The organism is Novosphingobium sp. SG707, assembly GCF_012275515.1.
In the GTDB taxonomy this organism is placed as follows: domain Bacteria; phylum Pseudomonadota; class Alphaproteobacteria; order Sphingomonadales; family Sphingomonadaceae; genus Novosphingobium.
The window spans coordinates 194,608-217,046 of sequence record NZ_JAAZQL010000002.1 but is presented as its reverse complement, the minus strand read 5'-3'; the positions used below and the strand labels follow the sequence as shown (position 1 = coordinate 217,046).

Annotated in this window: 14 protein-coding genes and 1 tRNA gene; 9 read left to right on the top strand and 6 right to left on the bottom strand. The window is 63.5% G+C overall.

The window, feature by feature from the left end; translation table 11 throughout:
- The first annotated feature begins 33 nt into the window (after window positions 1-33).
- From FHW92_RS05785 to FHW92_RS05760, 6 genes are all read left to right on the top strand, one after another.
- The gene (locus FHW92_RS05785) at window positions 34-510 is read left to right on the top strand and encodes a hypothetical protein (protein ID WP_168602317.1); all 477 of its coding nucleotides are present in this window, start codon (window positions 34-36) and stop codon (window positions 508-510) included.
- A 655-nt stretch (window positions 511-1,165) separates the two neighbouring features.
- Window positions 1,166-1,606 carry a hypothetical protein gene (locus tag FHW92_RS05780; RefSeq protein WP_168602316.1) on the top strand — a complete coding sequence of 147 codons (441 nt, stop codon included), beginning with the start codon at window positions 1,166-1,168 and terminating at the stop codon, window positions 1,604-1,606.
- 252 nt (window positions 1,607-1,858) lie between these two features.
- Complete coding sequence (locus FHW92_RS05775) at window positions 1,859-3,031, top strand: glycosyltransferase family 1 protein (RefSeq protein ID WP_246869968.1); 1,173 nt, start codon at window positions 1,859-1,861, stop codon at window positions 3,029-3,031.
- 291 nt (window positions 3,032-3,322) lie between these two features.
- Window positions 3,323-4,648: a replication-associated recombination protein A gene (locus FHW92_RS05770; protein ID WP_168602314.1), complete on the top strand. Its 1,326-nt coding sequence runs from the start codon at window positions 3,323-3,325 to the stop codon at window positions 4,646-4,648.
- Entirely contained in the window at window positions 4,645-5,514 is an 870-nt protein-coding gene (locus FHW92_RS05765) for a hypothetical protein (protein WP_168602313.1), read from the top strand. The genes FHW92_RS05770 and FHW92_RS05765 overlap by 4 nt, the downstream gene beginning before the upstream one ends.
- 40 nt (window positions 5,515-5,554) lie before the next feature.
- Window positions 5,555-5,629, top strand: a tRNA-Thr gene (locus FHW92_RS05760).
- Between the two features lie 592 nt (window positions 5,630-6,221).
- On the opposite strand, the gene FHW92_RS05755 is transcribed toward FHW92_RS05760, so the two are convergent.
- Entirely contained in the window at window positions 6,222-8,672 is a 2,451-nt protein-coding gene (locus tag FHW92_RS05755; protein WP_168602312.1) for a TonB-dependent receptor, read from the bottom strand.
- 615 nt (window positions 8,673-9,287) lie between these two features.
- Between FHW92_RS05755 and FHW92_RS05750 the strand changes: the two genes are divergently transcribed.
- Window positions 9,288-9,872, top strand: a complete 585-nt coding sequence (locus FHW92_RS05750; protein WP_168602311.1) for a hypothetical protein — start codon at window positions 9,288-9,290, stop codon at window positions 9,870-9,872.
- Window positions 9,873-9,882: 10 nt separating this feature from the next.
- On the opposite strand, the gene FHW92_RS05745 is transcribed toward FHW92_RS05750, so the two are convergent.
- The 4 genes from FHW92_RS05745 to FHW92_RS05730 form a co-directional block, all read right to left on the bottom strand.
- Window positions 9,883-11,772, bottom strand: coding sequence for an AMP-binding protein (locus FHW92_RS05745; protein WP_168602310.1), 1,890 nt, complete (start codon window positions 11,770-11,772; stop codon window positions 9,883-9,885).
- A gap of 41 nt (window positions 11,773-11,813) precedes the next feature.
- The gene (locus FHW92_RS05740; RefSeq protein WP_168602309.1) at window positions 11,814-12,335 is read right to left on the bottom strand and encodes a GNAT family N-acetyltransferase; all 522 of its coding nucleotides are present in this window, start codon (window positions 12,333-12,335) and stop codon (window positions 11,814-11,816) included.
- A 120-nt stretch (window positions 12,336-12,455) separates the two neighbouring features.
- Window positions 12,456-14,222, bottom strand: a complete 1,767-nt coding sequence (locus FHW92_RS05735) for an MFS transporter (protein WP_168602308.1) — start codon at window positions 14,220-14,222, stop codon at window positions 12,456-12,458.
- A 49-nt stretch (window positions 14,223-14,271) separates the two neighbouring features.
- Window positions 14,272-15,744 carry a DcaP family trimeric outer membrane transporter gene (locus FHW92_RS05730; protein WP_246869967.1) on the bottom strand — a complete coding sequence of 491 codons (1,473 nt, stop codon included), beginning with the start codon at window positions 15,742-15,744 and terminating at the stop codon, window positions 14,272-14,274.
- Window positions 15,745-15,991: 247 nt separating this feature from the next.
- Here FHW92_RS05730 and acs point away from each other — a divergent pair, with 247 nt between their 5' ends.
- Together acs and FHW92_RS05720 are read left to right on the top strand one after the other, a co-directional pair.
- Window positions 15,992-17,941, top strand: coding sequence for an acetate--CoA ligase (gene acs / locus FHW92_RS05725; RefSeq protein WP_168602307.1), 1,950 nt, complete (start codon window positions 15,992-15,994; stop codon window positions 17,939-17,941).
- 180 nt (window positions 17,942-18,121) lie between these two features.
- Entirely contained in the window at window positions 18,122-18,748 is a 627-nt protein-coding gene (locus FHW92_RS05720; protein WP_168602306.1) for a response regulator transcription factor, read from the top strand.
- Window positions 18,749-18,993: 245 nt separating this feature from the next.
- Here FHW92_RS05720 and FHW92_RS05715 read toward each other — a convergent pair whose 3' ends face one another.
- Entirely contained in the window at window positions 18,994-22,416 is a 3,423-nt protein-coding gene (locus tag FHW92_RS05715) for a PAS domain-containing hybrid sensor histidine kinase/response regulator (RefSeq protein WP_168602305.1), read from the bottom strand.
- Window positions 22,417-22,439: the final 23 nt, after the last annotated feature.

Sequence of the window (22,439 nt, the reverse complement as noted above, 5' to 3'; positions counted from 1 at the left end):
TACGCTCCATATCTTTTCAGGAGACTGACATTGGTGAAGTTCATTCTCGTATTTGGCCCAACAAACAGCGGGAAAAGTACAGCCATTACACATTTCTGTGACGAAAAAGTATCAAATGTTAGAAAGCGCGTTCAAAAATATAATGATGAAACAGTAGATGACTTTAGAGCTACTGGAACAATTTTGAAAAATGGCCAATTAAGAGATATTGCCATCGCAAGCGCAGGCGATGTCAGGGCCATCATTGAGCAGAATTTTTCTTTCTTCAAAACTCTAAACCCCGTTTCAGAAATTATTCTTATATCTGCGAAACAAACGGGCCAAGGCATTCCATATCAAGTCACCATAGAACAAATTGAAAATTACCTCTCCCATATCAATCAACAGGTTGACGAAATCGATAAGATAATTACAATAATTCAAACAAATAAGCTTGCAAAAAATGCAAACGACCTCGAATTAGAGGCTGAGCGCGACCGCGTGGTGCAAGCGATCTACGATGCCATTTAACCCCTTTCCTACTCCCACCCCACCCGGTTAAACCCCTCCCCATCCGCTCCCGCCTGTGCGCAAGGGTGGGATCGGTGTTTCAGGCCGGCGTTTGTGGGCGAGTGGTGCGGGATGTGACCCAAGCCGTGGACCACGCCACACAGCGTCTGACCGATGGATCGGCGGACCGGGGCCTGAAATCCCCAAGTCGGTTGGGGCATCATCCGCGAGCCTAGATGCCCTGACTCCCCTGATCCACGCAAGGCCGTGCCGGGCTGTGAGCAAAGCGGCTACCCGGCCATTCGCACGAGCACGCGGCCCTCCTGCCCCTCGTATCTGCGGGGCGCCCCAAGCGTCGGCCTGATCTGCCCAAGCCGCTAGGCCCATTCATCCGCATTGGCCAGCGGAGGGGCAAACTCATCCAACCACCGCCTTCCTCTTCATAAACATCGAGCGCATGGGGCTAATCCAAGCCCGGTTGCGCGCCCAGCCCGATCGCCTCCGTTTATGATCCAGTTGGTCCGCCCGAAATTTCCGACAGGCCGCCTATTCCTGAACAATGCCTGCAAAGCGCATCCCGATTCCATTCAGCAAACCAGGCGTAGAAAACGAATCAACGGCGACACGGAGTTTCCCGGAAACTTCCATGAAGCCCAAAGTTCAGAAGAGGTGTACCATGCGCCAGTTCACGAAAAAGACGATCACTGCGGTGGCTCTGGCCGCCAGCGCTTTTGCCAGTTTTGCCGCAACGCCCGCGATGGCCGATCCCTATGGCCGGGGCGGTTATTACGGCGGCCGCCGTGGCGGCGGCGATGCGGTTGCGGCCGGTGTTATCGGCGGCGTGATCGGGCTGGCTCTGGGTGCCGCAATTGCCTCCGACCGTCAGCGCCGCCCGGTCTATGCGCCGGTTTACGCGCCCCCGCCGGTGGCCTATGCCCCGGCCTATGCGCCCGCCCCCGTCTATGTGGTGGACCGCAGCTGGGCCTGGCGCGATGGTTACTATTGGGACCATCACGGCAACCGCTACTATCGCGATGGCCGCCCCTGCGACGATTACGGTCGGCGCGGCTATTATGAAGGCCCCCGCGGCTATTACGAAGGCCGTCGCGGCTGGTAACATCTGACCGAATTGGCGGGGTGCTGACCTTCCCCTTACGCAACCGGCATCCCGCCAGACATCCTCTCCCAGAACCTCGCCGGCAATCCTCTGCAGCATGGCGGGGTAAACCTTGGGGGCGCATGACGGGCATCCTCGGCCTCCTTCGGGATGGTCGCCCGTCATGCGCCCTTTTTGTTTAGGGCCGCCCGTTTTTGTCCCACACCGCGCAGCCTCTCGCCAAAAGGTACAGGCTTCGCTATGGCGCGCTCGATGACACTCCCTTCCAAAACCAGTGATCTGCGCGTTGCCCTGTTCAGCGGCAATTACAACATGGTCACCGATGGCGCGAACAAGGCGCTCAACCGTCTGGTCGCCTATCTTCTGGCGCAGGGCGCGCAGGTGCGCGTCTATTCGCCCACCGTCGATGCGCCCGCTTTCGAACCGGCAGGCGATCTGATCAGCCTGCCCAGCTTTGCCATTCCCGGCCGCGCCGAATATCGGGTGGCCACCGGCCTGCCCCGCGCGGTGCGCCGCGATCTTGAGGCTTTTGCCCCCAATATCGTGCATGTCTCCAGCCCCGACCCTTCGGCCCACCGCGCCGTGACATGGGCGCGCGCGCGCGGCCTGCCCGTACTGGGCAGCGTTCACACGCGCTTTGACACCTATCCGCGCTATTACAACCTGGCCTGGGTCGAACCGATCCTGACGGCCATTCTGCGCCGGTTCTATCGCCGCTGCGACGGGCTGGTGGCGCCTTCGGAATCCATGGCGCAGGTGCTGCGCGAACAGCGGATGAATTACGACATCTCGCTGTGGAGCCGGGGCGTTGACCGCCATATCTTCGACGCATCGCGCCGCGACATGGCATGGCGGCGCAGCCTTGGCATCGAGGATCACGAAGTAGTCGTGGGCCTGTTCAGCCGCCTCGTCATGGAAAAGGGGCTCGATGTCTTTGCCGACACCATTGACCAACTGGTGGCGCGCGGCGTGCCGCACCGGGTGCTGATCGTGGGCGACGGACCGGCGCGCGAATGGTTCGAAAACCGCCTGCCGTCCAACGCCGTTTTTGCCGGTTATCAGGCCGGGACCGACCTTGGCCGCGCGGTGGCCAGCATGGACATCCTGTTCTTCCCCTCGATCACCGAAACCTTCGGCAATGTCACGCTGGAGGCCATGGCCTGCTCGCTGCCGGTGGTCTGCGCCGAGGCGACCGGATCGGAAAGCCTTGTCGACAACGGCCATTCCGGTCGCCTGATCCGCCCCGGCCATGTCCACGCCTTTGCCCAGGCCGTGCGCGGCTATATCGAGGATGCCGCCCTGCGCGCCGCCCATGGCGCGGCGGGCGAGGCGCGCAGCCGTGATTTCTCGTGGGATCGGATCAATCAGTCTGTCGCGGATACTTATCTGCGGTTGATCCGGCAGAAGGCTAGGGTGGGGAAGTAAAAAGGATGATGCGAGGGTCTAGACCCTCGCGCTCCCGTTACTGTCTGCGTTTGCGCCAAAGGTTCGACGTTTGGTGTCGGACGCGGCGTTTGAAATTTTAAAGCCTGCGGCGCCCATTTGCTTGCGCCGCAGGCTTTGAAACAATTGCCCCCAGCACCACGCCGCAAACCACCCACCACCCCATTACCGGGATTGCAAAGGGCCCCCGCCCTTTGCCCGCCGGAGGCATCTTCCTCCACCTGCCTAGGGCAAACCTTCCTTTTCCCCTCATTCCTCCCTACATACCCCCCCATGCCCGACCTTTTCGCCGCCGACGAACCCGCGCCAACACCCCGCGCCATTCCGGCGGGCGCGATTCCCTTGGCCGAACGCCTGCGCCCGACCGAATTGAGCGAGGTGATCGGGCAGGAGCATCTGACAGGCCCCAATGGCGCGATCGGGCGGATGGTGGTGGCGGGCAGCCTGTCGAGCATGATCCTGTGGGGCCCGCCCGGCACCGGCAAGACCAGCATCGCGCGCCTGCTGGCCGCCGCCGTGGGCATGCGTTACGCGGCGATCAGCGCGGTGTTTTCCGGCGTGGCGGATCTCAAACGCATGTTTGCCGAGGCCGAGGGCGCGCTGGCGCTGTCCGGGCGGCGCACGCTGCTGTTTGTGGACGAGATCCATCGTTTCAACCGGGCGCAGCAGGACGGCTTCCTGCCCTATGTCGAACAGGGCGTGGTGACGCTGGTGGGCGCGACGACGGAGAACCCTTCCTTCGCCCTCAACGCCGCTTTGCTCAGCCGCGCGCAGGTATTGATCCTGCACCGCCTCTCGCCCGAGGCGCTGGCCCATCTGCTGGCCCGCGCCGAGGAGGCCGAGGGTGTACCCCTGCCCCTGACGCCGCCTGCGCGCGAGGCGCTGATCGCCAGCGCGGATGGCGATGGCCGCTTCCTGCTGGGTCAGGCCGAAACGCTTTACAACGCGCAGATTGCCGCCCCGCTTGATCAGGCTGAATTGGGGCAATTCCTGCAACGCCGCGTGGCCGTTTATGACAAGGACCGCGACGGCCATTACAATCTGATTTCCGCGCTGCATAAATCTGTGCGCGGGTCCGATCCGCAGGCCGCGCTTTATTATCTGGCGCGGATGCTGACGGCGGGTGAGGACCCGATGTATCTGCTTCGCCGCCTTGTGCGCATGGCCTCGGAAGACATCGGTCTGGCCGATCCAATGGCGTTACAACAATGTTTGGCCGCCAAGGATGCCTTTGAATTCCTCGGCAGCCCGGAAGGCGAACTGGCCATCGCACAGGCGTGCCTTTATCTGGCCAGCGCGCCCAAATCGAATGCGGCCTACAAGGGGTGGAAAGAGGCGGCCGCCTCGGCCCGCGCCACAGGGTCGCTGATGCCGCCAGCCAATATCCTGAACGCGCCGACCAAGCTGATGAAGGACATCGGCTATGGCGCGGATTACGCCTATGACCATGACGCGCCCGACGCCTTTTCCGGCGCGAATTACTGGCCCGAAGGCATGGCGCCCCAGCAATTCTATCGCCCGGTCGAGCGCGGTTTCGAGCGCGAGATCCTCAAGCGCCTGGAATGGTGGGACCGCAAGCGGCGTGAGCGGGGCGGGTGACGCCGCGCTTTACCCATTTCGCCGCCATCGACTGGTCCGGCGCGGCCGGAGAGCGCCATCGCGGCATTGCCGTGGCGATAATGGCGGCCGAGGATGATACGCCCCATCTGGTCCGCCCCGGCCATGTCTGGTCGCGGGGTGAGGTGCTGGAATGGCTGGTCGATGAGACGCCGCCGCAAACGATCTTCGGCTTTGATCTGGGCCAGTCGCTGCCCTTTGCCGATGCGGGGGCCTTCTTTCCCGGCTGGGCCGACAGCCCGCCCGATGCGCGCAGTCTTTGGGCGATGGTGGAGGCATTCTGCGCCGATGATCCTCATCTGGGCGTATCCGGCTTTGTCGACCACCCCGAAATCGCCCGCCATTTCCGCCGCCATGCGGGGCGGGAGGGCGATCTGTTCGGCGGTGGGCGCGGGCGCTTCCGCGTGACCGAGGCCGCGCAGGCCATGATGGGGTGCAGCCCGACCAGCAATTTCAACCTCGTGGGCGCGGCGCAGGTGGGCAAAGGATCGCTTTCGGGTATGCGCCTGCTGCACCGCCTGCCGCGCGATATAGCCGTCTGGCCGATGGATGCGGCGGCGGCGGGAGGCAAGGTGGTGGTCGAAATCTATACCACCATCGCCGCCATCGCCGCCGGGCGCCGCGCCCGCGCCAGCAAGATCCGCGATGGCGCTGCGCTGGCGCAGGCGCTGGCTGCGCTGGGCTGTCGGCCGGGTGCCATACCCGACATGATCTCCGACCATGCCGCCGACGCCCTGATCACGGCGGCATGGCTGCGCGGCCATGCCCATCGCGGGGAATTGTGGCGCCCCGCGATGATGAATGACAAAATTGCGCAAACCGAGGGCTGGACCTTCGGCGCGCTTTAAGGCTATGGGGCTGTCGCGCCCAAGACGGCGCATGTCATGGGCCGGATTAGCACAGCGGTAGTGCAGCGGTTTTGTAAACCGAAGGTCGGGGGTTCGATCCCCTCATCCGGCACCATTTTCCTCCTTTCAAATCGCGGAAACCCCAGCGCTAAAACGAGGGGTAGTTGTCGGCCATGTCATTATGCGCCAGCGGCGGAATGTGATTCGACCGGAACCGGACATATTTGATCCATCGGCTGCAGCAGCTCTGGATATACTTTTCAAAAGAAGAGAGACAATCTGAGCAATGATCACCCGTGTGCGAAAGGGTACGATATTCTTCGCCATCAATGAATTGCCAGCCTTCGGGAAGGCCGTCTTCGTACAGATCATAAAAATGGTTATAGTTTGCGCGGCAATATACTGTCTTTCCACAAAAATCGCAGACACAAAACACCAAGACGCGCCTGACCATAGATTGCTCCATCCGTATATATCATGGAAATCGTCCCTCCCGATTCGTGAAAACCTTAATATGCACTCACCAGCCTGGTAAATACTTAGTCGATGAAATGAGTGCGCATATCCTTACCTATGATAATTCATTTTTTTGCTGTTAACCTTGACAGTCAACCGATCGCCAATACCCGAGCACCGCCAAACGCATGGCAAAAGGCCCGCCCCGCGCGATGCGGGGCGGGCCTTTGTCCTAAACCGAAGCCGTCAGATCAGAAATTGATCGCAGCATCGATGCCGAAGGTGCGCGGCGCGTTGAAGTTGCCGTAATCACCCAGGATATTGTTGACACTGCCCGTGGTGGTGCTGGTGGTGGGCGCACCGGGCAAGCTGTTCGAGGGGTCGCGGCGGAACACATACTGCGTGTTGAACATGTTGCGCGACCACAGCGTGACTGTCAGCTTCTGGCCGGAGTCGCTGACCGGGATATCGGCCAGAGCGACGCGACCGTTGAACACCAGCGAGGCGTCATTGTGGGTCGCGAACTGGTCGAAGGCCTGCGTCGACTGCGAATAGTTCGCGTCGATATGCAGCTTGGCCAGAGCGCCCGCGCCGCCCAGCGGAACTTCGTAGTCAGCCGAGGCCGAAGCCGCGTTGCGGGGCGTATAGACGATGTAGAACTTCTGATACACGCCGGTTTCCGGGATATAGATCTTCGGAATGTCGGTGTAGGTATAGGCATAAGAAGCGTTCAGCGTCAGGCCGGGCGCCACGCGGGCGGTGATGTCGGCTTCGATACCGCGGATCTTGGTGATGCCGGGCGCATTCAGCGTCTTGAGGATATTGATGTTGGTGGGTGTCGCCGTCGAGCTGTCGGTCTGGATCGAGCTGACGTCAACCTGGCTGTTCTTGCGGTCCATGATGTAACCGGCCAGGTTCACGCGAACCTTGCGGTCGAACAGGTCGGTCTTGAGACCCAGTTCATAGGCGGTCACGTCTTCCGGGTTGAACGGCAGATAGTTGGCGGTACGCGACGAGGCGCCGCCCGCGCGATAGCCGGTCGAGAACTTGGCATAGGCATGCGCGTCCGAAGTCACGTCCCAGGCCAGAGTCGCCATCGGGTTAAAACGGTTCCAGCTCTTGTTGAGCGGGGTATAGAAGTTATTGGCCGCAGCCGTAGTGTTCACGTCATAATTGACGTTGCGGAACATGTGCAGCACGCCGCGCTTCTTGTCGTTGGTATAGCGACCGCCGACCGTCAGATGCACCGTATCGGTGAAGTGATAGGTGCCCTGGCCATAAACGGCATAGGACTTCGACCAGACTTCCGAAGCGCGGTCGATCGAGGCGAAGGGGTTGGTGAAGACGTTCGAGTTGACGGTATAGCCGGTCACATTGCCCGAGCTGTCCGTGGTCCAGGTGTTCGAGTTAGGCGTGGCGGCATTGTCGCTCACATGCTCGTTGAAGTAGAACAGGCCGCCGACATAGTCGAGCTTACCAATGCTGCCCACAGCCTGGAATTCCTGGCTGAACTGGGCCTGCCACAGATTGGCGAGGCTGTAGCGGCTGAAACCGCCGTTGGCGGTGTAAACCGGAACGCGGTGGGCGCCGCCCGAGTTGTCCCACTGGGTCGCCGTCACCTGACGCCATGCGGTGATCGAGCGGATTTCCAGATCCGGCGAGACCTTCCACTTGAGCGAGTTGGTGTAGCCGCGCGTGGTGTCGACCGAGGCCTGCTGCGGCACGCCGATGTCGGCGGTGCTCATGCGGCTGGAACCGTTGATGGTGACGAGGCTGGGCAGAGACTTCACCGTGCCCGACAGGTTGGCATAGGCGGTGCCGGGCAGATAGCAGTTGGGAACGGCCGACTGCGCGGTGTTCACGCCGCCGACGGTGCCGGTGCAGCCGTTCGGGTTATAGTTCAGCAGCTGGCTGTAGAACGGGGTGTTCTTGTCCTGGCTAACGTCGAACGAGAAATCGTTGGTGATGTTGGCGGCGGGCTTCCAACGCACAGCGGCGCGCAGGCCCTTGCGGTCGTAATAACCCCAGCCCAGCTGACCCGGCATCGGGTTCTTGGTGATGGGCTCCTGATACTGCATCACGCCATCGAGCTTGACCGAGAAATTGTGGAATTCGGGCAGGTCGAGGTGGAGTTCGGCATTGTGCGAACCATAGTTGCCGATGCCGCCCTGAATGCGACCGCCGAACTTGCCCGAGGGGGCCTTGGCCACGATCGAAAGCGCGCCGCCTTCGGTATTACGGCCAAACAGCGTGCCCTGCGGACCCTTGAGGACTTCGATGCGCTCCAGATCGAACAGCGCGGCGTTCACGCCATGCTGGCGGCCCAGATACACGCCGTCGATATAGATGCCGACGCCCTGTTCACGGGCGGGCTGATTGGCGTCCAGCGGAACGATGCCGCGGATACCGATGGTCAGCGCCGAAACGCGCGCTTCAAACGGAGCCACGCGCAGCGAAGGCACCGCGCCGTCGCCCAGGTCGAACAGGCTCTGAACGTGACGCTTCTTGATTTCCTCGGCATTCACCACGCTGATCGAGATCGGCGTCTTTTGCAGGTTGGTTTCGCGCTTGGTCGCGGTCACCACGATGTCGGTCAGGCCCGAGGTGTCACCCGTGGGCGGGGCGGCGTCCTCGGCGGCGAAAGCCGGAGCGGACAACGCAAGCAGGCTCGCCGCAGCGAGGAAACGAGAAGCAGAGAACATATAACCCCCATCAAAGGCATGGCCAGCGGGAGGAAAGGGAGAGGAATTCCCATCCGGCCATTTGGTATTAAGGTGCAGACTGAGGCCGCCAATAGGTTGAGGGGGTTGCACTTTTTTGACGGGATTATGACACATCCATGACAAGGCCGAGTGATGCCCAAATGACACACAGCGCCCCGGCAAAGGGTGGCGAATCGGCGGAAATGCGCGACTTTCAAGGCGCCGCACCGGCACCGCCATGCCGATTTTCGCCCCGCTTCTTCACCTTTGGCGCGGAAAAATGACGATGGGTTAATCGCGAAAATTCCCCGCTCCACCCCTGTTTTGGCAATTTTTCGACCCGGTTTCGCAGGCTTGGCGGAATGAAAAGGGGGCGGCGCCCAAAGCCTGAATCGGTATTAACCACCGGATGTAACCAAATACGGCAAATTCTATCTTCAATCCCTGCGTGCTATATCTGTCAGGCTCGGGAACCAAGCGCCGATTCCCGGGTAGTGCGGATCAAATGGTCCACGGGGGAGGATAGCCATGCGCCGCCTTGCTTGTGTTGCAACTTCCGGGCTTGCCGCGCTGCTCGCCTTCGGGTGGGCGCCCTTGTGCGCCCAGGCGGGCATATTGCACCAGGCTCTGCGCGGCGCGCATCTCTCCACCGATATTGTCAGCGAATCGGCCATGACCGCGCTGGCGCACAATGGCACCGAAACGCCGCTCAACCGGCGGATGGATGTGGCGGTCATCACGCTGGAGCGCCCTGTGCTGCACCCCACACTGCAGGGGCGCGCGCTGTTGGGGCTGGATTTTCAACATGCCGGGATCAAGGTGATCGACGCCAATGACTGGGCGGACAATCCGCAGGACCATTTCAGCCTGTCCCTGACGCGCGAGATCTTTGTGGGCGCTCATCTGGCCTATCCGCTGGCGCTGGCGGCCTTGCCGATGGGCACGCGGCTGTTTGCGGGCGCGGGGGCCTTGCGCACGCAATTGTATGACCGCGCCGTGATCGGCCCTGCCCTGCGCAACCGCGACCGGATGATGGAGGGATGGCGTCTGTCGGCAGGGGCCGATGCGCCGATGGGGCCGGGCCATCTGCGGCTGGAATATCGCCTTTCGCGCAGCAGCGACACCGCCCCCGGAGAGGTCGCCGCGCTGGCCGGCAGCGCGCGCGACCGTCTCATGCTCAGTTACAGCGCCAATTTTTAGGCGACCATTTCTAGGCCACTTGCGCGCTGCTCTGCCGGATCGCGTTTTCGATGCCCGCCGGGATGGCCGGATCGTCGATGGTTGGCGGACAGGTCCATGCCTCGCCATTGGCGATCTTGCGCAGCAGATTGCGCAGGATCTTGCCCGAGCGCGTCTTGGGCAGCGCCCCCACCACATAGGCGGTCTTGAGCGCGGCCACCGCGCCCAACTCGCCCCGCACCCCGGCGATCACCCGCGCGGGCAGGCTGGCATCGGCATCAAACCCGGCGCGCGGCACGACAAAGGCGATCGGCACCATGCCCTTGATCGCATCATCCGCCCCGATCACCGCGCATTCGGCCACGCCGTCCTGCGCCGCCACGATCTGCTCCATCTGCCCGGTGGACAGACGATGGCCCGCAACATTGATGATGTCGTCGGTGCGGCCCATGATATGAACGAAGCCATCGGCGTCGATATAGCCCGCATCGCCCGTTTCATACCATCCGGGGAAAGCGGCAAAGTTCTTTTCCCAGCCCGCCTTGTTGTTCCACAGCGTGCGGAAGGCGCCGGGCGGCAAGGGCTCGCGCACGGCGACAAAGCCCGACTGATCGCGGCCCAGTTCCTTGCCATCGTCGCCCAGAATCGCAAATTCATAGCCCGGCACCGGAAAGCCCGCGCTGCCCGCGCGCCGCCGCGTGTCGCCAAGGGCATGGCAGGTGGCCACCCCCGGCCAGCCCAGTTCGGTCTGCCACCAGTGGTCGATCACCGGCAGGCTGGAATGCTCCTCCAGCCAATGGATCGTGTCGGGATCGGCCCGCTCGCCCGCCAGAAACACCGCCTGCAACGGGCCGGTGCCGATCTCGTGCAGGAAGCTGGCCGAGGGGTCCTCCTTGCGGATGGCGCGGATCGCGGTGGGGGCGGTGAAGAAGATCTTGACCCCGTGGCGCTGGATCGTGCGCCAGAAGGTGCCGGCGTCGGGCGTGCCCACAGGCTTGCCCTCGAACAGGACCGTCGTGGCCCCGACCAGCAGGGGCGCATAGACGATATAGGAATGGCCCACGACCCAGCCCACATCGCTGGCCGCCCAGAACACATCGCCCGGCCCCACGCCGTAAATGTTGGCCATGCTCCATGTGAGAGCAACCGCATGGCCGCCATTCTCGCGCACGACGCCCTTGGGGGTGCCGGTGGTGCCGCTGGTATAGAGGATGTAGAGCGGATCATCGGCCGCCATTTCGGCAGGCGGGGGCACGGGATCGGCGGAGGTTTCCTCGATCATCGCGGCCCAGTCGAGATCGCGCGGCGCAATGAGGTCGGCGGCCAGTACATCGCGCTGAAACAGCACCACATGGTCGGGCTGGTGGTTTGATGTGCGCAGCGCCTCGTCCACCATCGGCTTATAGGCGATCCTGCGGCTGCCCTCGACGCCCGCGCTGGCGGTCAGGATCAGGCGCGGGGTGGCGTCATCGATGCGCTTGGCCAGTTCATGCGCGGCAAAACCGCCGAACACCACTGAATGCACCGCGCCCAACCGTGCGCAGGCCAGCATGGCGAACATCGTCTGGGGGATCATCGGCATATAGAGGATCACGCGATCCCCACGCTCCACCCCAAGGCGGGCCAGCATCGCGGCCACGCGGCCCACTTCATCGGCCAGACGGGCATAGCTGTAGGTTTCGACGGTATCGGTGACCGGGCTGTCATAGATGATGGCGGCGGCATCACCGCGCCCGGCGGCAACATGGCGGTCAATCGCGTTGACGGCCGTGTTCAAGGATCCGTCAGGAAACCAGCCGCGCGCATCGTCCCATGCGCGCGACGGCTCCTTGCTCCATTCAACAGCCCCGGCAGCGCGGCTCCAGAAAGCTTCGCGGTTCTCGATGCTTTCTTGCCAGGCTGAAGTATAAAGCTCGCTCATGGCCATCCTCATGTTTATGAATTCTGGCCATGACTATCGCCTTATCGGAAGGTTTTCGATAGAACGACCAAAGTCGGATCGCCTTCGAAAGCCTCGGGGGTAAAGCCCTTGTCGCGCTCGACCTCGATGGCGGCATGGTTGTCGCGGCTCTCGATCGAGATCACGCGGCGCACGCCCCGGCGCTCGGCTTCGCGCGCCAGCAGGTCGAGCAAAGCCCAGCCCACGCCGCGCCCGCGATAATCGGCATGGACCGAAACCGCCACTTCGCCCGTGTCGAGCTGGTTGTCGCAGGCCAGCAGGCCCGAACCGACCAATTCGCCCGTGGTGTGTTCAAAGGCGATATAGCTTTCACTGCGGAAATGATCGGCGTGAATCAAGGGGTCGAGCTGATCATGGCTGACATGCTCACCAGCCGCGAAGAAGCGGAAGCGACGGTCCTGTTCGGACACCGCGTCGAAAAAGGCCGAAAGCGCGGCTTCATCGGCCTCGGTGGCGGGGCGCACGTCCAGCACCACGCCATCGCGGGTGGTGAGCTGGTGGCTGATGGCGGCATCGGTGGTCATGGCAAGTCTCCTTGAGAGGCAGGATGGACGCGCCTTTGGGCGCAAAAGCAAAGTCGCGCCTTGATTTGGGCCAAATAGGCCAGATCAGGACGCGACTTTCAAGGGAGTAAGACCTAAGTATTATTCATCGATGTTGCGGCGGAAAGTCTCGGGCAGGAAGAACAGGCCAAAGAAGAAGGTGGCCGCCGCCACGATCACCGGATACCAGAAGCCATAGTAGATATCCCCATTGGCCGCGACCATGGCAAAGCCGATGGCAGGCAGCAGACCGCCCAGCCAGCCATTGCCGATATGATAAGGCAGCGACATGGACGAGTAGCGGATCCGGCTGGGGAAGAGTTCGACCAGCATGGCCGCGATCGGGCCATAGACCATGGTGACCAGCAGGACGAGATAGAACAGGATCGCCACCACCTTGGGCTTGTCGATCTGATCCGGGTCGGCCTTGGTGGGATAGCCCACCTTGGTCAGTTCACCCACAACCGCAGGCTTGGCTTCGACCGCAGGCTTGCCGCCCTCGGCCGCCTTGGCGGGCGTTGCCGGTTTGCCGACCAGCGCGGTGGTGAAGTCGGCAATCGCCTTCTTCTTGTCCTCGCCCGAAATCTGGGCCGGATCGGGGGCGATGATGGTCTTGCCGCCAATCGAAACGCTGGCCACCGAACCCGAAGGCGCGGCCACGTTTTCGTAATTGATCGCCGCCTTGGCCAGAGCGTTCTTCACGATGTCGCAGCTGGTGGTGTCAAACTTGTTGGCGCCCACAGGGTCGAATTGCGAGGAGCATTCGCCCGGATAGGCCATGACCTTGACCGGGGCATTGGCCTGCGCATGGGCCAGAGCCGGATTGGCCGCCTCGGTCAGCGCATGGAACACGGGGAACATGGTGAGAGCGGCCAGCGCGCAGCCGGTCAGGATGATGGGCTTGCGGCCGATCTTGTCCGAAAGCATGCCGAAGATCAGGAAGAAAGGCGTGGCCAGCAACAGCGCGGTAATGATCAGCGTGTTGGCGGTCAGACCGTCAACCTTGAGCATCTTTTCAAGGAAATACATCGCATAGAGCTGGCCCGTGTACCACACGACAGCCTGACCCGCGATGGCGCCGAAGAAAGCGATCAGCACGATCTTGAGGTTCGACCACTTACCGAATGCATCCTTCAACGGAGCCTTCGAGCCGCTGCCTTCCGACTTGATCTTCTGGAACACCGGGCTTTCATGCAGCTTCAGGCGCAGCCACAGGCCCAGCACCAGGAACAGGCCCGAGATCAGATAGGGAATGCGCCAGCCCCATTGCTTGAAGGCTTCCTCACCCACACCGGTCACAGGCGAGCGCACGGTGATGACGATCAGCAGCGCCATGGCAAGACCGGCAGTCGCCGTGATCTGGATCCAGCTCGTGTAAAGCCCGCGCTTTCCGGCAGGCGCATGTTCGGCAACATAAGTGGCCGCGCCCCCATATTCGCCGCCCAGCGCCAGCCCCTGAAACATGCGCAGCACCACCAGCATGATGGGCGCCGCCACGCCAACCTGCTTATAGGTGGGCAGACAGCCGACGAGGAAGGTCGACAGGCCCATCACCGTGAGCGTGATGATGAAAGTATAGCGGCGCCCGAACAGATCGCCGATATGGCCAAACACCAGCGCCCCGAACGGGCGCACGATAAAGCCTGCCGCGAACACCAGCAGCGCCATGATAAAGGACGTGGTCTGATTGAGGCCGGTCAGGAACTGGGCCGCGATGATCGCGGTCAGCAGGCCGTAGAGATAGAAATCATACCATTCGAAAACCGTGCCCAGCGAGCTGGCGGTAATCACCAGTTTCTCGTCATGGGTGGCGACATGATGCTTTGGCAGTCTGGCTAGATCCTCTGCCGTTTCATGCAATACAGACATGACAGGCGCTCCCGTTATGGGTCTTTTGACCCGTTATGATTTGATTAGATCAGAAATTATAGCGTGCGGCAAACTCGAGCCGGTCGATGTTGCCTTTCTGGCCATTGATCAGTTCGCGCTGGCCGTGGCGATATTCGATGCCAAGGTCGATGGCCTTGACCGGCGAATAGAACAGGTTGACCGCGCCCGACCACGCCTTCTTGTTATAGGCGGCAATCGCGGTGGGGCTGAGGTCGCCGTCATAGTCGGCGCTTTGCATCGACCCGATGACATTGACGCGCAGGGTGGGCGTGATGGCGATGCGCGCGGCGGCCAGCGCGGCAAACACCCGGACATCGGCCAGGCTGTTGGTGGCCGCGACATAGACCGCATCGGGGGCAAAATTCAGGCCCACATAGCGCCCGATGTTCTGGCCATAGGTGGCCGAGAAACGCAGGTCGCTGGTGCGCTTTTCATTGAGGAAGATCTTGCCCGCAACCGATCCGCCAAAGCCCGCGCGGGTGATCCCCGCCCCGGCCGTTTCGGTGCGCACCTGACGACCCAGCGCGGCAAAGCTGATCTCGCCACGCCGCGTCATGTAATTCAGGCGGGCGGAAAAATCGGGCAGATGGTCAGTGCCGTTTTCCACCAGCGCGGCAGACCCTGCATTGGCCGTGGCGCTCTCGGGGTTTTCAACCGAGACGTGCAGCGTGGCCGCCTTGGAGAGCGGGGTGGAATAGCGCACCAGAGGCTGGCGCACGAAAACGGTGCCTTCGGTCGCGCCCACGAAATCGGTCGATTCGGGCAGGACGGCGGTGTTCTGGAACGTGGTCCAGTCCTGACCAAAGGTCCATTTGTCGAGCTGAACAAAGGCGCGGCGCAGCGCCAGCGTATAGCCATTGGTGGTGCGCTGGCTGCCGCCGCCGGTCACATTGGCGGCCGCGCTGGCCGTGGTCTGGAAATCGGTTTCGAGATAGCCGCGCACCGTATGGCCCGCCACCGTCGTGTCGAGGTTGAGCCAGATCCGCGTCTGCTTGGCCGAAAAATCGGTGTCGGTGCTCGATCGGCTGGTGGGTGTCACCACCGGGATCGCCTGAGGCAGATAGAAGTCGCGGCCCAGCGTGTTGGTGGCCACGGTGCCGCCGTCGAAATGGCTGTAATCGGCGTTGAACTTCAGGAAGCCGCCGATGCGGATATTCGTCGCGCCAACCCGCATCCCCTCGGGGGTCGGCTTCTTTTCCACCGCGGCCACGCGCTCGCCGGTGGCCTTGGCCTCCTGCGCGGCGCTCTGGGCCACCTGCGTGGCGGTGTTGGCCTGGGTGGCCACGGCCTGGACGGCCTCGCCCTGCTGCTGGCGGGTGGCGGCGGCATCGGCCCGCAACTGGCTCACCTCGGCCTCCAGCTTTTCCAGCCGGGCCAGCAGGGCAGCCTCACGCGCGCTCAGCGCAGGGGCCGCCTTGGCCATCGCACCCACCGGCGCCGCCAGCGCGGACGCGCCCAGCAGAACCGCCATCGCGCGCGCCTTTCCCGAAAAAAGCGTCATCAATCCTCTCCATCCATTTGGCCATCCCTTCTTGCGGGGGACAGTCCGATCCGTGATGGAAAGATCACTCGTAACAGCCGTTACGATCTATCCCGACCAAGGTTTATTTGCCGACCTTGCATGTACGACCTTGGTAAGGGCTACGACTTGGACCATATTGGCCTAGTATTGTTCCAAAGAATGGGCTGCGCGAGGGGCTCCCTCACGTTACGTCCATCGGAACGAATTTTGAGAGGAGTGCTGAAACGTGGGCGAAGCCATCTATCCCGTCCCCGCCGAATGGGCCGAAAATGCCCTGATCGACGACGCGCGCTATACCGCCATGTATCAGCAGTCGGTGAGCGATCCCGACGCTTTCTGGGCGACCGAAGCGCAGCGCATCGACTGGATCAAGCCGTTCACCAAGGTCAAGAACACATCCTATCACGCGGGCGATTTCGGCATCCGCTGGTTCGAGGACGGCACGCTCAACCTGTCGGCCAATGCGCTGGATCGCCATCTGGCCACGCGCGGCGACCAGATCGCCATCCTGTGGGAACCCGACAGCCCGGATGAGGCCGAACGCCGCATCACCTATCGCGAGCTGCACGAGATGGTGTGCCGCTTTGCCAATGTGCTCAAGGATCAGGGCGTTAATCGCGGCGACCGGGTGACGATCTATCTGCCCATGGTGCCGGAAGCCGCCGTGGCGATGCTGGCCTGCGCCCGTGTCGGCGCGATCCATTCCATCGTGTTTGCAGGCTTCAGCCCCGAGGCGCTGGCCGGCCGCGTCGAGGATTGCGGCAGCCGCATCGTCATCACGGCGGATGAAGGTCTGCGCGGGGGCAAGAAGGTTCCGCTCAAGAAAAACGTCGATGCCGCCGCCGCCCATGCGCCGGGCATTGAAAAGGTGATCGTGCTCAAGCGCACCGGGGGCGATGTGCCCATGGTGGCGGGCCGCGACATCGACTGGCACACGGCCTGCGCCGCCGCCTCGCCGGAAAACACCCCTGAGGAAATGAACGCCGAAGACCCGCTGTTCATCCTCTACACCTCCGGCTCCACCGGCAAGCCCAAGGGCGTGCTGCACACCACCGGCGGCTATTCGGTGTGGGTTTCGGCCACGCATCAATATGTCTTCGATTATCGCCCCGGCCAGATCTATTGGTGCGCGGCGGACGTGGGCTGGGTGACGGGCCATTCGTACCTGATCTATGGCCCGCTGCTCAACGGCGGCACCACGCTGATGTTCGAAGGCGTGCCCAATTATCCCGATCCCAGCCGCTTCTGGCAGGTGGTGGACAAGTATGAGGTCGAGATCTTCTACGGCGCCCCCACGGCTCTCCGCGCCCTGATGCGTGAAGGCGATGAATGGGTGAAGAAGACCAGCCGCCAGTCGCTGCGCGTCCTTGGCTCGGTGGGCGAACCGATCAACCCCGAAGCGTGGGAATGGTATCATAAGGTGGTGGGCGAAGGCCGCTGCCCGATCGTGGACACCTGGTGGCAGACCGAGACGGGCGGGACGATGATCACCCCCCTGCCCGGCGCCACGGCGCTCAAGCCCGGCTCGGCCTCGCGCCCGTTTTTCGGCGTGCAGCCGCTGCTGCTCGACAATGACGGCACGATCATGGAAGGTCCCGGCGACGGTTGCCTCGTCATTGCAGACTCATGGCCGGGTCAGATGCGCGGCGTCTGGGGCGATGCGGAACGCTTCTTCCAGACCTATTTCACCACCTTTGCCGGTTACTATTTCACCGGCGACGGCTGCCGCCGCGACGAGGACGGCTATTACTGGATCACCGGCCGCATCGACGACGTGATCAACGTCTCGGGCCACCGCATGGGCACGGCGGAAATCGAATCCGCACTGGTCGCCCATGAGCATGTGGCCGAGGCCGCCGTGGTGGGCATGCCGCATGAGATCAAGGGTCAGGGCATCTATGCCTATGTCACCTGCAACGCGGACGTCGAACCCGACGAGGCGCTGCGCAAGGAGCTGATCGCATGGGTGCGCCGTGAAATCGGCCCCATCGCCACGCCCGACGTGATCCAGTTCGCTCCCGGCCTGCCCAAGACCCGCTCAGGCAAGATCATGCGCCGCATCCTGCGCAAGATCGCGGAAAATGACGTCGGCAATCTGGGCGACACCAGCACGCTGGCCGACCCCTCGGTGGTCGATCACCTGCTGGCCAACCGCCCGCAACTGGCCAACGCATAAGACAAGTCGCTGTGATTAAGGACGGGCCGCCAACGAAAGTTGACGGCCCGTTCATTTTTGGTGGGCGCAAACGCCTGCAAGGGCTTGCCGCAAGGGCCAGCGGGTCTATCATAAGGCGCAGAACCGACAGCCCGGCCTGATGGCGAGTCGGCAGCATCATTGCCTGAAAGCCTGCCTCACGTGACCCAGACCGTCCTTATTGCTGATGACCACCCGCTCTTCCGCCAGGCGCTCAGCCTCGCCGTCAACCGGGTCCTGCCGCAGGCGCGCATCGTCGAGGCCGGAACACTGACCGCCGCCGCCCGCGCCGCCGCCGAGGCAGCCGACCTTGCGCTCATCACGCTGGATCTGAAAATGCCCGGTGCGGTGGGCTATTCGGGCATTGCGCTGCTCCACGCCGAAAAACCCGATGTGCCGATCCTCGTCGTCTCCAGCGCCGAAGGCAGCGCCGCGCCGCAGGAAGCGCGCGCATTTGGCGCCATCGGCTTCCTCTCCAAGGACAGCGACCTGTCCGCCATCGAAGCCGCGATCGCCGACACGCTGGGCGCTGCCGCCCCCGCCGCGACCGACGCCCATGGTGAACTCGACACCATCCGCCGCGAGGTCGCGGGCCTGACGCCGACGCAGCTCAAAGTACTGCTGGCCGTGCTCGACGGGCAGTTGAACAAGCAGATCGCCCATAACCTCGGCATCGCGGAGGCCACGGTCAAAGCCCATATGACCGCCATCATGCGCAAGCTCGACGTGCGGAACCGGACCCAGGCGGCGCTGGTGGCGCGGTCTTTGGGGCTGGATTTGAAGGGGTAAGGTTTGGAAGGTGCCTCCGGCGGGCAAAGGGACTCGGTCCCTTTGCAATCCCGTTAATGGGGTGATGGTTTACCGCTGGCGTTGTTTGGGTTTTTAAAGCCTGCGGCGCAGAGAAGTCAGAATTAGCCGCGCCGCAGGCTTTCACATTCCAAACAGCGCGTCCGACACCAGACGCCGAACCCTTGGCACAACGCAGACAGTAACGGGAGCGCGAGGGTCCAGTCCCTCGCATAAAAACTTAAACCTCAAACCCCCGCCAAAAACCCCTCGATCCCTGCCACATTGGCGGGCTTGGCCATCATCACCACGCCCATCGCCAGCGCCCGCTCACGGATCGCCGGATTGATCTCGGCGGTAATCAGCATCGCGGGCAGCCCGCTTTGCTCGGCGCGCAGGCTTTCCACAACGCTCAGCCCATCCTCGTCCGTATCCAGCCGATAATCGGCCAGCACCGCATCGACCGGCCCCTTGCGCAGGATGGCCCGGGCGGCATCGCCATCCTCGGCGCCGTGGGGATGGTGGCCCAGCGCGGTGAGCAGCGCGGCGGTTGCCTCCACGGTCAGCGGGTCATTGTCCAGCACCAGCACATTGAGCGCACGCGCATGGGCGGCCACGCTGCCGGGCGGAGGCGCGGCACTGGGCAGGCTCATCGTCACCGCATCCTGCGCAGCGGGCAGGGTCAGGCTGAAGCGGCTGCCGCGGCCCACTTGCGAGACGACCTCGATCCGCGCGCCCAGCAGGCGCGCGATCCGCCGCGACAGCGCCAGCCCCAGCCCCAGCCCTTCGGCCTCGACCTCGCCAAGGCGGGTGAATTCGCCAAAGATCGCCTCGCGCTGCTGCGGCGGGATGCCGACGCCGGTGTCGATGACATCGATGCGCAGTTCCTCGCCCTGCGCCGCCCCCTGTTCTCCCCCCTGCGCCTCATGCCGCCAGCGCGCGCCCACCAGCACTCCGCCATCGAGCGTATAGCGCAGGGCATTGGTGAGGAAGTTCTGGAGGAGCGAGCGCAACAGGCCCGGATCGGTGCGCAGCACCATCGGCCGCGCGCTCATCCGCGCCAGACGCAGTTCCAGCCCCTTCTGTTCGGCCATCGGGCGGAAATTCTCGACCAGATCGCGCAGAAAAGGCGCCAGCAACAGCGGCTCCGGCCGGGCCTGCACCCCGCCCGCATCCAGTTTGGAAATGTCGAGCAGCGCGCGCAGCAGATCCTCCGCCGCGATGATCGCATTGTCCACCCGCCCCACCAGCACCCGCGAATGTTCGGGCACATCGCGCGCCAGAGCCGCCGTAAACAGGCGCGCGGCGTGCAATGGCTGCAACAGATCATGGCTCGCCGCGGCCAGAAATCGGGTCTTGTCCCGGTCGGCCTGCGCCAGACGCTGGTTCGCCTCGGACAATTCATGCGTCCGCTCGGCCACGCGGCTCTCCATCCCCGCCAGCGTGCGCTTCAATTCGGCGCGCACCTGCGCCTCGGCGGTGATGTCGATGAAGCTGGTGACATAGCCACCGCCCGGCATCGGCCCGCCCACCATCTTGATGACCTGACCATCGGGGCGATAGCGCTCGAACGTGTATTCCTGGGCGCGGCGCAAATGGCGCAGGCGTTTTTCCACCTCATGCTCGACATCGGCCCCCGCGCCGAAATCGCCGCGCCGCGCATTGTGGCGAATGAGATCGGCCACCGGCGCGCCCACATAGAGCAGCCCCACCGGATAATCGAACAATTGCTCATAGCGTGTATTCCACGCCACCAGCTTCTGTTCGCCATCGACCACGCTGATGCCCGCCTCGATATTCTCAAAGGTGGCCGCCAGCAATTGCCGCGAGAAGGTCAGCGACTGCCCGCGCTCGTCCAGCAGGCGCGTCACGGCGGCAAGGCTCATCGTGCCCCCCGCCATCGCGCTGGCCACCAGCGCCCGCGCGCTGCTGGCCCCCACCACGGCGGCGATCAGCTTGCGCGCGCGCTGGGCCGAGCGGCTGTCGATGGCCATGCCCCGCCGCGCATCGGCAAATTCGCGCTCGGCGCGTTCGTGGCCGATGAAACTGGCGGTCAGGTCTTTGAGGTCCGACAGGTCCGACACCTGCCGCTGCCACCCCATCAGCGAGGGCAGCGGATTGCCCGCCCCCCGCCGTGCCGAAACGGCCACAAACATCGTCAGATTGACCCCCAGCGACCACAGCACCCCATGCACCAGCGGCGGCGCATGGCCGATGCCCAGCAGCCGCAACGGATCGAGCGGCCCCGCCGCCAGCCACACCCGCCAGCCTTCGGGCAGGATCGGCGGCAGCGCCAGCGTGTAGAGCCACAGCACCAGCCCCGCGCCAAGGCTGGCCCGCGCGGCCATGCCGTCGCGGTTGCCGCCAAACACGGCCAGAATCATATGCGGCGTGAATTGCGCCATTGCGGCAAAAGCCACCAGCCCGATAGAGGCCAGCGTCTGGCGCGGAGAAACCAGTTCGGCCCAAGTCAACGCCAGCGCGATGACCCCCACGATCGAGGCCCGCCGCACCAGCAGCATCCGCCGCCCCAGCACGCCCGCTTCGGCGCCAACCCCCACCCCGCCGCGCAGCAGCGAGGGAAAGATGAGATCATTCGACACCATCGCGGCCAGCGCGGTGGCGTCGGTAATGACCATGGCGGCCGCCGCGCTGATTCCGCCAATCAGCGCGGCGGCCGCGATCACGCCATGTCCGGAGGCCAGCGGCAGATAGAGCACGTAAAAATCAGGCGCCACCCCATGCCCCAGCGCGATAATCCCCGCCCATGCAATCGGCACGACCAGCAGCACCATCGCCAGCACGTAGGCTACCACGCCCCAGCGCGCGCGCGGCAGATCATCGACATCGCGCGCCTCGACCAACGCCATGTAGAACTGGCGCGGCAGGACGAGGATCGCGCAGGCCGAAATCAGCGCGATCACCCCGGTTTCCAGTGAAATATCCTCGGCGCGGAAATGGCGGGCCAGTTGGGCCAGCCCCTGCTCCGCGCGCGCGCCATCGGCCTGTATGACGATGCCTATGGCCAGCGCCGCCACCACAAAGAGCGCCAGCAGCTTGATCCCCGATTCGAGCGCGATGGCATAGACCATGCCCTCCGACCGGCCCGACCGTTCAAACCGCCGCGCGCCGAACAGGATCGCAAACAGCGCCAGCAGCCCCGCCGCGCCCAGCATCGTGGGCGCGACAACCGGGTCGCCATTGCCGGTGATGATCGCCATGGCCGTGCCAATGGACCGCAATTGCAGCGCCATATAGGGCACGCTGCCCGCCAGCGCGATCACCGTGACCAGCCGCGCCACCACCACATCATGGCCGAAACGCGCGGCGATAAAGTCGGACGGGGTGGTCGCCTGTGTCTCGCGCAGGGTGGCCGAAAGGCGGCGCAGAAAACCGGGCGCCAGCGCCAGCAGGGCAATCGGCGCGAGGTAAATGGGCAGGAAATTCCACCCCTCGCGCACCACGCTGCCCACCGCGCCATAGATGGTCCAGCTGGAGCAATAGACCCCCAGCGCCAGCGTATAGGCCCCAAGCCTGAGCCGTTTCAGCCCCGGTTGCGCCAATCGCAGCCGCCCGCGCGGTCTTTCGCCATAGGCCTCGGCCAGCGTGGCCACCGCAAAGAGCAGGCCGATCCAGCCCAATGCAAACAGCGCCGCCGTGCCCAAACCCATGACCAATCCCCCTATGGGCCGGT